The 12,782-nt window shown below is 39.5% G+C and carries 13 protein-coding genes and 5 tRNA genes; all 18 read left to right on the top strand.

Features of this window, described 5'->3' with window-relative positions; all coding sequences use genetic code 11:
* Positions 1-32: 32 nt before the first annotated feature.
* Entirely contained in the window at positions 33-209 is a 177-nt protein-coding gene (locus ACO6FI_RS08145; RefSeq protein WP_485456901.1) for a Flp1 family type IVb pilin, read from the top strand.
* Complete coding sequence (locus ACO6FI_RS08140) at positions 206-2,113, top strand: DUF5702 domain-containing protein (RefSeq protein ID WP_485456900.1); 1,908 nt, start codon at positions 206-208, stop codon at positions 2,111-2,113. The genes ACO6FI_RS08145 and ACO6FI_RS08140 overlap by 4 nt, the downstream gene beginning before the upstream one ends.
* Before the next feature lie 13 nt (positions 2,114-2,126).
* Positions 2,127-3,041: a hypothetical protein gene (locus tag ACO6FI_RS08135; protein ID WP_485456899.1), complete on the top strand. Its 915-nt coding sequence runs from the start codon at positions 2,127-2,129 to the stop codon at positions 3,039-3,041.
* Positions 3,038-3,487 (top strand): prepilin peptidase, encoded by a 450-nt coding sequence (locus ACO6FI_RS08130; RefSeq protein WP_485456898.1) that lies wholly within the window; start codon positions 3,038-3,040, stop codon positions 3,485-3,487. The genes ACO6FI_RS08135 and ACO6FI_RS08130 overlap by 4 nt, the downstream gene beginning before the upstream one ends.
* On the top strand, positions 3,484-3,873 hold the full coding sequence (locus ACO6FI_RS08125) for a hypothetical protein (RefSeq protein WP_485456897.1): 390 nt from the start codon (positions 3,484-3,486) through the stop codon (positions 3,871-3,873). The genes ACO6FI_RS08130 and ACO6FI_RS08125 overlap by 4 nt, the downstream gene beginning before the upstream one ends.
* Positions 3,830-4,972, top strand: coding sequence for a DUF6382 and FHA domain-containing protein (locus ACO6FI_RS08120; RefSeq protein WP_485456896.1), 1,143 nt, complete (start codon positions 3,830-3,832; stop codon positions 4,970-4,972). The genes ACO6FI_RS08125 and ACO6FI_RS08120 overlap by 44 nt, the downstream gene beginning before the upstream one ends.
* A gap of 137 nt (positions 4,973-5,109) precedes the next feature.
* Positions 5,110-5,871 carry a class B sortase gene (srtB, locus tag ACO6FI_RS08115; RefSeq protein ID WP_485456895.1) on the top strand — a complete coding sequence of 254 codons (762 nt, stop codon included), beginning with the start codon at positions 5,110-5,112 and terminating at the stop codon, positions 5,869-5,871.
* A 143-nt stretch (positions 5,872-6,014) separates the two neighbouring features.
* A complete protein-coding gene (locus ACO6FI_RS08110; RefSeq protein WP_485456894.1) occupies positions 6,015-7,268 on the top strand; it encodes a M20 metallopeptidase family protein in 1,254 nt (417 codons plus the stop codon).
* A gap of 160 nt (positions 7,269-7,428) precedes the next feature.
* A complete protein-coding gene (locus tag ACO6FI_RS08105) occupies positions 7,429-8,184 on the top strand; it encodes a cell wall hydrolase (protein ID WP_485456893.1) in 756 nt (251 codons plus the stop codon).
* 158 nt (positions 8,185-8,342) lie between these two features.
* Positions 8,343-8,417: transfer RNA gene (locus ACO6FI_RS08100), tRNA-Pro, on the top strand.
* 25 nt (positions 8,418-8,442) lie between these two features.
* Positions 8,443-8,516 (top strand) — tRNA-Arg (locus ACO6FI_RS08095).
* Positions 8,517-8,525: 9 nt separating this feature from the next.
* Positions 8,526-8,596: transfer RNA gene (locus ACO6FI_RS08090), tRNA-Gly, on the top strand.
* Positions 8,597-8,619: 23 nt separating this feature from the next.
* Positions 8,620-8,693, top strand: a tRNA-His gene (locus ACO6FI_RS08085).
* A 14-nt stretch (positions 8,694-8,707) separates the two neighbouring features.
* Positions 8,708-8,779: transfer RNA gene (locus ACO6FI_RS08080), tRNA-Gln, on the top strand.
* 72 nt (positions 8,780-8,851) lie between these two features.
* Positions 8,852-8,980 carry a hypothetical protein gene (locus tag ACO6FI_RS08075; RefSeq protein ID WP_298056749.1) on the top strand — a complete coding sequence of 43 codons (129 nt, stop codon included), beginning with the start codon at positions 8,852-8,854 and terminating at the stop codon, positions 8,978-8,980.
* A 248-nt stretch (positions 8,981-9,228) separates the two neighbouring features.
* Positions 9,229-10,365 carry a 3-isopropylmalate dehydrogenase gene (gene leuB / locus ACO6FI_RS08070; protein WP_485456892.1) on the top strand — a complete coding sequence of 379 codons (1,137 nt, stop codon included), beginning with the start codon at positions 9,229-9,231 and terminating at the stop codon, positions 10,363-10,365.
* 32 nt (positions 10,366-10,397) lie between these two features.
* Complete coding sequence (gene ilvD / locus ACO6FI_RS08065; protein WP_485456891.1) at positions 10,398-12,074, top strand: dihydroxy-acid dehydratase; 1,677 nt, start codon at positions 10,398-10,400, stop codon at positions 12,072-12,074.
* A gap of 8 nt (positions 12,075-12,082) precedes the next feature.
* A partial coding sequence (locus ACO6FI_RS08060; protein WP_485456890.1) for a thiamine pyrophosphate-binding protein occupies positions 12,083-12,782 on the top strand: 700 nt, incomplete at its 3' end.

Raw genomic sequence — 12,782 nt, 5'->3', positions numbered from 1 at the left:
GGAATGTGGAAAAGTTTTAAAAAGGAGGGAATATGTCGGATTTTTGGAAGGATTTTTTGGAAAATGAGGACGGAGTAGGTGTTATAGAGATAGTACTTGTGCTTGTTGTACTTATCGGGTTGGTACTTATATTCAAAGGAAATATAGGTAAGCTTCTAAACAATATTTTCAAGGAAATCAATAAGAAGTCAAAAGAGGTATATACTTGAAAAAAAGAGGTTCCGTTACCGTCTTTATAGCCTTGATATTTGTCTGTATATCCGCACTTATATGTGCACTTTTGGAATCCGCCAGAACTTCAGGTGCAAGACTTTATTTACAAACCGCAGGAGATTCGGCAATAGATTCGCTGTTTAGCAGATACCACAGGGCGATGTGGGATAATTATAGGATATTCGCACTTGAAAGTGAGAACGATGAGAATATCGGTGATTTGATGTGTGAGTATATGAAGCCCTATGTGAAAAACTGCGGAATGTACAGGATTCAAAACCCCACGGTAAGTCTGAATAAGAAAATCAGTTTAAATGACAAAGGCGGAATGTATATTGAGCAGGAAATCGTTGACTATATGAAGCTCGGTACTTTTGAATCCGTATTTGACGGGTCTCCGGATAAATTGTGGAAGGATATTGAGGATGCCAAGAGCATGGAAAAGATTACCTCGGACTACGGACTCAGCTCAAGAGAAGCTATAGATGTGGAAAAGGCATTGAAGCGGCTTTCTGAAAATATTGACGCACAGGAAAAGATAAAGCTTAAGATGAAGGAGGCACTTGATAATAAGAATCTTGGTGAGTTAAAAAAATTAAGTGACAATCTGAAAAAGAAGTTAAAAAAGGTTCCTGAGCTTGTAAAAAAATATGAGAAGAAAGCCGATAAGATGTCGGCAAAGTTAAGGGAGATAGAAGCCAAAAACTCATCCGATCTTGATAAACTCTCAGAGAGCAATAAGGAATATATAGAGGGTGAAATAGAAAAGTTCAAAGACTATGTGGATAAAGACAGTGAAAGAAGACTTGAAGTAGCAGCGCTGTCTTCACAAAGTGAAAGTATGATAACGGAACTTGATAATCTCGAATCTGATATAGACAGTTTGCAAAGTGTAATTGATACGGCAAATGAAGATGATGAGGGCGATTACAGCAGCGAAATCAGTGAAGGATGGAACAGAGTAAGTGATGATGTATATGCACTTGGTGAAATGAAATTAAGCTGCAAACACGGTATAGCCGATGAGGATAAGGAAGATAAGTTAAAGCAGTTAAAGGAGATGATTTCCGACGGAGTGTTTTCACTGGTTATTCCTTCAAACAGGACGGTTTCTACTAAGAGTATAAATACGCTAAGTTTGCCGTCAAATGCGACTACAGGCGGATACACCGGCAGAAATCTTGCTGAAAGGCTCTTGATAGATGAGTATATGGGTAAGTACTTTGCGGATTTCACGGATGATATAAATACACCGCTTTCTTATGAGCTTGAGTATATATTAAACGGTGCAGATACTGACAGGGCAAATCTTGAAAGTGCAGTACTTAAATTGCTTGCAATCAGAGAGGGACTTAACTATATGCATATAATAAGAGATCAGGATAAAGTTCAGCTTGCCACACAGCTGGCGGCGGCAATCAGCGGCGCACTCTGTCTTCCGCAGATAACATTTATTGTAAAGTTCCTTATAATAGCCGTTTGGGCGTTGGTAGAGTCGGCGATAGATATAAAGGGTCTGTTGTCGGGAGGTAGAGTACCTGTCATAAAGAGCGGTGAAGACTGGCACACCGACCTTGACTCCATATTTGATATTTTGAGCAGTAAAGACCTCGGAAACAGTGATGACTTTAAGAGAGGTATAAGCTATGAGGGGTATCTTAAGATGCTTCTATATATCGAAGATCCTGTAAAGAGAAATTTCAGGATGATGGATGTAATGCAGCTTGATATAGGAGTAGGTCAAAAAGATTTTCTTATAAAGGATATGGTATACGGTGTAGATGCAAATATATCCTGCGGTGCGAAAAGGCTTTTTAGTGAAATATCATTATTTTCAAAGGAGTTTAGCGGCTTAAGTGTGGGCTATAGTATGGAAGTAAGGGTGGAAAAAATATATTGAAGGGAGGTTTTGTATGTCCTCTTATAATGATTTTGAAAACAAAGAAATTTATACCAAAGAAATTAAAAAAATAAAAATCAAAAAAATGAAAGCTCTCCAAGCATGCAGGTATAAGAGGACTCACAAAGCCTCCCTAAGTGTTGAAGCCGCCCTGTGCTTCAGTCTTTTTATAATAGCCATGGCAATACTTTTAATGCCTTTTGATATGATGAATACCAACAGAAAAGTAATGGGTATTGCGGAAGCCGTATGTAAGGACACCTGCCAATATGCCTATACCTATAACAGACTGAGTGCAGATAAAAGAGATGAAAACGGTGAAAACTATGACCGCAGTGCAATGGAAGGTATAAAGGGAGTGATATCGGGAGGTGCTATAGGCGCCTTTGCGGTATCAAAGATAAATACAGAGATTGCGGATAAGAATATAAGAAATATAAACGGACTGTTTTCATCCTGTATGGCTGACGGTGAGACTGTATGTATACGAATTGATTATAAATACTCACTGCCTATAGGGATACTTGGAAAAAACACTATAGCTCAGAGTGTGGTAGCTACAAGAAGAGCGTGGATCGGAGCGGACGGCGGTAAGGGAGGAAGTGAAAATACCGCTGATGAAAAGTATGTGTACATAGGGAAAAATCCCACAAGGTATCATCTAAATCCGAGGTGTCACTATCTCTACAATGACTTAAGACCCGTGCCGCTTGCAGATATAGACAGTCTAAGAAATGAAAACGGAGGCAAGTATCATCCGTGTGAGAGATGTGGAAACAGGGCAGGAGGAACAGTCTATATTATGCCTTCAGGTACAAGGTATCACTCTGATCCACATTGCAGTGCGATAACGGCGTATGTACAGAGGGTAAAGCTGTCGGATGTGGAGCATCTGGGAGCCTGTTCATACTGTGGAGGTGGTCATTGAATATTTTTATTGCAGAAAGAATAATTTTGATAACTGCACTTATAATATTTTGCTTTCAGGATATCAGAAAAAAAGAAATATATACGGTCGGTATAGTTATATTCTATCTGGCCATAGTAATGCTTATGATTTATAAAGCTGTTTGCGGCATAAGTATAGATTATAAATCTGTGATTTTAGGTATTTTAAGCGGAGCGATACTGCTTCCTGTAAGTAAAATAAATATTTTAGGTGAGGGGGATGCATTTGTCTTTATAGGAAGCGGAGCAATATTGGGGATAAAGAAAAATTTGTTGCTGTTTTTTATCTCGGTATTCATAGTTTCAATATACGCACTGCTTCTTTGTATGTACTGTATGATGAAAAGAAGAAAAATAAAAGGAATAAGGGTAGCAATGCTTCCGTTTATAACCGCGGCAAATTGTATCCTGTGGTTTTACGTATGAAAGAAAGGCTTAGAGGAAGTTTTACAATAGAGATGACCTATATTATATTTTTCGTGTTTTTGGGGATAGCCTTTATAATAGGATACGGTATAGATAAGCATAATCAGGTTGTAGATAATGTAGAGCTGCACTTGCTTTTAGAAAGACTCTCACATGATGAAAAAGATATAGGCTATGACAAAGAGAGACTTAAGAGTTTAGTAAACTTAAAAGAAAAGGAAGCTGTAAGGATTGAGGAAAAGAAATTTTTTATTGACGCAGAGTCGGGTGAGAAAAGTATGAGAGTGAGCGTGTATAATCCTGAAGGATATATAAGGGCCACTACCGCATTGGAGGGGATATATGAAAGACTTAAAGGTCAATTATCTAAGGAACCTAAAGAGTAACTGGCTTATATTTGAACCGGAAGAAAAGTTTTTGATTGAGATGAAAAGTAAATATGCCTTTGAGCTTGGCATGATAGAACATAACGCTGTCAAAGGTTTTTTAAAGCCAACGTTAAAGAGAGTAGACTGTAGGCTTGAACTTGGCTATGATATAAGCTCACTTCAACCGCTCTCAAGGGTGCTTGAAGTAAGAACTATGAATGCGGATGAGATAAAGGATTTTATCATTGATATAATATCCGCAACAAAGGCATTGGAAGAGTTTTTATTGGAAGCCTCTTCGGTGGTACTTGACCCCGAGTATATATTTACCGATTTGGATCTTAAAAGATATTCATTTTTATATATTCCAAGAAATGAGAACAATAAGGAAGAGATGAAATTACTTTTGGAAAGTATATTGGACAATATAAATAAAGAGGATAAAGATTGTCTGATAACGGTATATGGAATGTTAAAGGAATGTCAGAAAAGGGATTTTGTTATAAATGATTTGGAAGAACTTTTGGACGGTAATGTGCAAACAGAGGTAAAGAGATATGAACCTGTGGTTACCTATGAAACCGAGGTAGAAAACTCTACGGAATATCGCGATAAAAAGAAAAAGCAGTTCAATATTTTCGGAGGTATTTTCAAAGGAAATAAGTCAAAGGAACAAACCGAGGAAGAAGAGTTTTTGGAAAAAGTATTTGACGGGTATGAACCGAGTGTTAGCGCCGCCTGCCTGAATGAAGAAAAGAGCGTATTTGAAGCTTGTAACGAAGAGATTTCAAATACGGTACTTTTAACAGATATAAAGTTAAATAGTTCAGGCAGAGTATTAAAAGGCATTAACGGCAAAGAGGATATAGAAATCTCTTATCTGCCGTTTATCATAGGTAAGCAGGACAGGATATGTGATTACGTACTGGATGTGGAGGGAGTGAGCAGGATACATTTAAAATTCTTTGAAAAGAACGATTTACTGTACGCGGTGGACTTAAACTCAAGAAACGGAACATATATAAACGGTAAGAAGCTTGAAAATGAAGAGAATACAAGGCTGAATAAAGGTGATATTATAAACATCTGCGGTATGAGTTACAGGTTGGAAATGTAAATATACTTGATAGTTTTTGCATCTGTGATATACTTTATAAAAATTTGTGATACTCAAGGTTTCAGATTAAAGTTTGTGTGGCAGTATTGTAAGCATACTGAAGCTGAGATTGTAAGTATTATAGACAGGAGAAAAACTTGAGAGATAAGATACGAGCAGTACTTTGCTTTGTATTTTTGGCAATAGCATTGTATGCCGCATTCAATATAATAAAAATACAAAGTGAATATAAAAAAGGTGTGGATACCTACAAAGAGATTGATAAGTATACCATAGAGCAGACGAGTGCCCCGACAAAGGAGGTACAAGAAGAGACTGTGGCTGAAGAAAAGCCGTATCCTGATGTGGACTTTAAGGGGTTGAAAGAAGTAAACAGTGATGTAATGGGTTGGATATATTTGCCTGACACAAAGATAAACTATCCGATAGTGCATACTACAGACAATGAATACTACCTTGACCATATGATGGATAAGACTGAGAATCTGGCAGGTGCAATATTTTTGGATACAAGAAATCCGATTGATCTGAGCGATGTCCATAATATAATATACGGACATCATATGAAGAACGGAAGTATGTTTGCTGCACTTAAAGGATATAAGAAGCAGGATTTCTTTGACAGCCATAAGGAAGGTTATCTGATAACTGAAGATGCGGTTTATCGGATTGACTTTTTTGCAGGTCATGTGGCAAATGTGGAGGAAGATGCGTGGCAGCTTGACTTTAGTGACAGTGAGGAGTTTGATAATTGGGTAAAAAATCAGAAAAATTTATCTGCTTTCAAATCGGATATAGAGCCTAAGTATGGCGATAAGATTTTTACACTGTCGACTTGCAGCTACGAATTTGACGATGCGAGATTTGTACTGAGCGGAAAGCTGACAAAAATTAAATAAATATGTAATAGAGGCTGTATTCATAGGTGTGAGTACGGCCTTTAAAATTTTTATCTACGGCTTGACCGAAAATTTTAAAAGTGATACTATAATATAAAACCTATTAAATGAGTAGGAATAAAGGATAAAATAAAGAGGGCATTATGGATATATTAAATGAAGTAAAGAAAATACATGAAAAATTGGTGGAACTCAGAAGAGATTTTCATCTGCATCCTGAGTTGAGTATGAAAGAGCATCGTACAGCCAAAAGAATAGAAGAAGAACTTGATAAGCTCGGTATAGAGCATTATAGAAGCGCAGGAACAGGAGTGGTAGGCCTTATAAGAGGAGAGGCCGCCTCACAGCCTGCAAAGAATACGGGAGCAGATGAATCCGAAAGTAATGTCGGTCATCAAAACAGTACCAGAGAAGCCAAGGACAGGGTGGTTGCCCTCAGAGCCGATATAGATGCACTTCCTATAATTGAAAGAGATGACAGAGCATATTGCTCCGAGAATAAAGGTGTTATGCACGCCTGCGGACATGATTTACATAATGCGTCATTACTTGGAGCGGCAATAGTACTTGCAAATAATAAAGACAAGTTTGCCGGTACGGTAAAGCTTATATTCCAGCCGGGAGAAGAGATAGGTGCAGGCGCACAGGAGATGATAAAAAACGGTGAAGTAAAGGGCGTTGAAAGAATATTCGGACTCCATGTGGCTCCTGATTTAAGATGCGGTCAGGTAGGTGTTACAACAGCTATAAACAATGCTGCGGTTGATCACTTTCGAATAGAGATAGAGGGTAAGGCTACTCATGTATCCACACCTCAGCTTGGTATAGACGCACTTTATATTGCGGCACAGACGGTGGTGGCACTTCAGGCACTTGTTACAAGGACAACATCTCCTATAGATCCTGTAGTAATAGGAATAGGAATATTGAACTCCGGAACTTCCTACAATATAGTTTCAGGCAGCGGCGTAATAGAGGGTACAACAAGGACTACATCAGCCAAAACAAGGCAGGATGTAAGAAATAAGATAACGAAGACGGCACAAAATATTGCGGAAATTTATGGTGGAAGTGCTAAGGTTATTTGGACAGATTATACATCCGCATTGATAAATGACGAGAGAGCAAGTGAAGAAGTGAGAGAAGTTGTAAGAGATATCTTAGGTGATAAGGCCATAAAGACAAGGCCGATATCACTTGGCGGTGACAATTTTGCCGAGTTTATACTTGAAGTACCGGGAGCATACGCATATCTTGGTACATCTAATGAGGATAAGCCGAATACCTTGATTCAAATTCACAATGAAGGCTTTGATATTGATGAGAATGCACTTGATATAGGCGCGGCACTCTATGCCGAGTATGCTATAAAGTGGCTGAATGCAGATTTTAACTGATAAACAGGTGATATAGTATACAGTTTTGGTATTATTTCAAGAAAATAATACATATTAAGTAATACTTACGAAAATATGACATATTTGTGACATCATTGACATTTCCTTTTTCAATCACTATAATTCAAAAGATTAGCGATTGTATTAAAGGAGAGATTTTATGCCAAGAATTACATCGTTTCTTAAATCCATTTGTGGTAGGATTATGTCAATACCTATGAGAATCACAAAAAGGATGTATCGATACATGGCGTTGCTCACTATAGGAGGTGCTATAATAAGTGTCGTTGCATTTTCAAGTAACGGATTTGCAGGAAGCGGAAAGAATGCGGTCAGTGCTGATGTAATCAATTCATCTGATGAAAGTCAGGATGATGACGAGGACAAAGCTGCGGTCGGAGACGTTTTGGATAATGCCGGATTAGAAGATACAACTGCTGAGGAAGAGAATATAGATTTGCCCAGAATCGTTCAAAAGGAGACCGGAAATGAAAAAATGGAAAGGCTTCTGGAGGAAAGAAGAAAGGCGTTAGATTTACCTTCTCTTACAGTTGAGGATTACAATAATCTGCTAAGAATTGTAGAAGCTGAGGTAGGTGATAATGATGTTTACGGCAGAACCATTGTAGCCAATGTGGTTATCAACAGGGTTCGGTCAAGTCATTTTGAGAACACAATTACTGATGTTATTTTCAGTAAGGGTCAGTTTTCGCCTATCAGGGATAAGCGATTTTTCAAGGTTAAAGTAAGTGAGGCCACTATCAAGGGTGTAAACAATGCTTTGATGGGAGAGGATTACTCAAGGGGTGCACTTTACTTTATGGACAGAGCTTATTCTACGAACCATGCAGTCGGATGGTTTGATTCATCGTTGACTTATTTGTTTTCTTATGGAGGTCATGAATATTTTAAATAAATGATAACCCGTGAAAGTCTTTTAAAATAAGGCTTTCACGGAATTATTTTATGAAAACAAAACTTTTTTGAAATTTTTAAAAAGGTGCTTGACATTGCAATAATGCTTCGATATAATGCTATATGTGTCTGAGAGACGCAATTGAGTAAATGAATCGACGGGGTGTGGCTCAGTTTGGCTAGAGTACCTGGTTTGGGACCAGGGGGTCGCAGGTTCGAATCCTGTCACCCCGATTTGTTTTCTAAAAACAAAATATATGAGTCTGTAGCTCAGCTGGATAGAGCATCGGCCTTCTAAGCCGAGGGTCGGGGGTTCGAATCCCTTCAGGCTCACTTGATTTTGCAGGTGTGGTTCAATGGTAGAACATCAGCCTTCCAAGCTGAATACGTGGGTTCGATTCCCATCACCTGCTTTTGTCATAGTATATGACATATGGTGGATATAGCGCAGTTGGTTAGCGCGCCAGATTGTGGCTCTGGAGGCCGAGGGTTCGAATCCCTCTACCCACCCTTTTTTTGATTATTGGGTCATCGCCAAGCGGTAAGGCACAGGACTTTGACTCCTGCATTCGCTGGTTCAAATCCAGCTGGCCCAGTTATATAGATGTTAACACTGACACCTACGGGTGTTTTTTTTAAAATAAGCTGTCGGGCTTTGGGAGGTACATATGGACATTATGCCAATTTTTGCAGGTATTGTAGGGCTCGTTATCGTAGTGGCGGTTGCGGTATCGGCGGGTACGATGGGGGCTATATTCGGTGCTATAGCTGAAGAAGATGAAGAAGAAGATTTCTAAAAAAGAGGGCCAAGGATTTGTCTTTGGTCCTTTTTTAATGCCTTACTTAACCAAATGTTATGGATAATATAGAAAAAATATATGTTCAAATTTGAGAATAGTGGGCTGTAAAGTTGAAAAAAAAACTATTTTAAAGTATTATGGTAAGAAAATCTTTTAATTAAGGATTGTAAAACAAAAAGCATTGGAATGTTTAGCCGATAGTAAATAAATTCATTACTATAACAGCATTCAGAATGGAGATATATATGAAAGCTAATATAACTTTGATACCCGGTGACGGTATTGGACCGGAGATAATAAGAGAAGCAAAAAAAGTGCTTGAGGCAGTTGCAGATGCATATGACCATGAATTTATATTTACTGAAATAGATATGGGCGGATGCTCTATTGATAAATACGGAGTACCGCTGACAGATGAGGCAATAGAGATTGCAAAGAAAAGTGACGCCGTGCTTTTAGGTGCGGTAGGCGGAGATGTCGGCAACTCAAGGTGGTATGATGTAGCACCGAATTTAAGACCTGAGGCGGGACTTTTAAAAATCAGAAAAGAACTCGGACTTTTTGCAAATCTAAGACCGGCTACATTATATCCTATGCTGATATCGGCATGTCCTTTAAAGGAAGACATTGTAGACAGAGGGTTTGATATGGTGATAGTCAGAGAGCTTACAGGGGGTCTTTACTTCGGTGAGAGATACACTAAGGAGATTGACGGTGTAAAAACGGCTGTAGATACTCTTGTATACAATGAAAATGAGATTAGAAGAGTGGCAAAGGTGGCCTTTGATATTGCTATGACAAGAAAAAGAAAGAAGGTTACAAGTGTAGATAAGGCAAATGTCCTTGACAGCTCAAGACTTTGGAGGAGTGTAGTAGAAGAAGTAGCTAAGGAATATCCTGAGGTTACTTTGGAGCATATGCTTGTAGACAATGCGGCAATGCAACTGGTAAAGGAACCGAGTCAGTTTGATGTAATGCTTACTGAAAATATGTTTGGGGATATATTATCCGATGAAGCCAGTATGATAACGGGATCTATAGGAATGCTTCCAAGTGCAAGTCTTGGAGAGGGCAACTTCGGACTGTATGAGCCAAGCCACGGTTCCGCACCTGATATAGCAGGTGAGAATATAGCAAATCCGCTTGCGACTATACTTTCTGCAGCAATGTTACTTAGATATTCTCTCGGACTTTTAGAAGAGGCACAAAGGATAGAGGATACTGTTGAGGATGTATTAAACAGCAATTACAAAACATTGGATTTAAAGTCCCCGGGAATCAAGGTACTTAAGACTTCGCAAATGGGGGATATAGTAGCTGATTGGCTTAAGGAAACAACAGCTATTGATAGAGGCAAAATAGATATAGACAGCATATTTTAGTATTTTAAAGATTTTGATAGAAAGAGGAAAAAATGGAGAATTTACGCTCAAACAATATGAAATCAGGTATGCAACAGGCACCAAGCAGGTCTCTACTGAATGCTGTCGGCATGACACCTGAAGAGATGAGAAAACCTATAATAGGTATAGTAAGCTCATTCAATGAGATAGTACCGGGACATATAAACTTGGATAAGATATCGGATGCTGTAAAACTCGGAGTGGCCGAGGCAGGCGGAACACCTGTAGTATTCCCTGCGATTGCAGTATGTGACGGTATAGCAATGGGACATATAGGAATGAAGTATTCACTTTGTTCAAGAGATTTGATAGCCGACTCTACAGAGACTGTGGCAATGGCACATCAGTTTGATGCGCTTGTAATGATTCCGAACTGTGACAAGACGGTACCGGGAATGCTTATGGCGGCAGCCAGATTAAATATTCCTACTGTATTTGTATCAGGCGGTCCGATGCTCTCAGGAAGAGTAAAAGGAAAAAACACATCACTTTCAAGTATGTTTGAGGCTGTGGGAGCTTACGCTGCAGGAAAGATGAGTGAAGATGATGTAATGGAATATGAGAATAAGACCTGCCCTACCTGCGGTTCATGTTCAGGTATGTATACAGCCAACTCAATGAACTGTCTTACAGAAGTTCTCGGTATGGGACTTAGAGGTAACGGTACAATACCTGCCGTATATTCCGAGAGAATCCGTCTTGCAAAGAGAGCAGGATATGCCGTAATGGAAATGTTGAAAAGAGATATTCGTCCAAGAGATATTATGACAAAGGAAGCATTCATCAATGCGCTTACAATGGATATGGCACTTGGATGTTCCACAAACTCAATGCTTCACCTTCCGGCTATTGCTTATGAGGCGGGTGTGGACCTTAACGTGGATATAGCAAATGAGATAAGTGCAAAAACTCCGAACCTTTGTCATCTTGCACCGGCAGGACATACATATATTGAGGAGCTTAACGAGGCAGGCGGTATCTATGCCGTAATGAAAGAGATATCAAAGCTCGGACTTTTAAACCTTGACTGTATGACTGTTACAGGTAAGACAGTCGGTGAGAATATAAAGAATGCGATAAATCTTGATACCGACGTTATAAGACCGGCTGAGAACCCGTACTCAAAGGTCGGAGGTATTGCGGTACTTAAGGGAAATATAGCTCCGGATTCATGTGTGGTAAAAAGAAGTGCCGTACTTCCTGAGATGCTGAAGCACTCAGGACCTGCAAGAGTATTTGACTGTGAGGAAGATGCAATTGCAGCTATAAAGGGCGGTAAGATAGTTCCGGGAGATGTGGTGGTTATCAGATATGAGGGACCGAAAGGCGGCCCCGGGATGAGAGAAATGTTAAATCCTACATCGGCTATAGCAGGAATGGGGCTTGATACCACTGTAGCACTTATCACAGACGGCAGATTTTCAGGAGCTTCAAGAGGTGCATCAATAGGTCATGTTTCACCTGAAGCTGCTGTAGGCGGTCCTATAGGACTTATAGAAGAAGGCGATATCATTGATATAGATATCAATGCAAACACTATAAATGCCGGAGTAAGTGAAGAAGAGTTTGCAAAGAGAAGAGAAAACTGGAAGCCGAGACTTAATGAGGTTACAGGTTATCTTGCAAGATACAGAAAGCTTGTTTCAGGCGCTCCACGAGGTGCGGTTTTAACGGTAGATGAATTATAGGAGGATGTATGGCTAAAATAAGTGGTTCAAAGATAATAGTTGAATGTCTGTTGGAACAGGGCGTGGATACGGTTTTCGGTTATCCGGGCGGTGCAATATTAAACCTATATGATGAGCTGTATAAAAATCAGGACAAAATAAGACATATACTTACAAGTCATGAGCAGGGCGCTTCACATGCGGCGGACGGTTATGCCAGAGCAAGCGGTAAGGTAGGAGTATGTCTTGCCACCAGCGGTCCGGGAGCCACCAATCTTGTAACAGGTATCGCAAGTGCATATATGGACTCCATACCTATGGTTGCCATTACCTGTAATGTAGGTAATAACCTGCTTGGAAAGGATTCATTCCAAGAGGTGGATATATCAGGTATAGTGATGCCTATAACAAAGTACAGTTTTATAGTAAAAGACGGCAACAAGCTTGCCGATACCATCAGAAGAGCTTTTAAGATTGCCGTGACAGGAAGACCGGGTCCTGTACTTATAGACATTACAAAGGACGTCACAGGAGACAGCTTTGAATATGAGTACAAAGAGCCTGAGAAGATAAGCCCGAAGGCTGATGTAAGTGAAGAGGATATTTTGGATGCCGTATCACTTATAAGAGTTTCAAAAAAACCATATGTTTTGGTAGGTGGCGGAGCAATCCTTTCGGATGCAAGCGAAGAACTCAGAACCTTCGTTTCAAAGATAGATGCACCTGTAG

Source organism: Lachnoanaerobaculum sp., from assembly GCF_057250505.1.
Note: the sequence above shows the minus strand (reverse complement) of the source record. Positions and strands in the feature narration are given on the sequence as shown.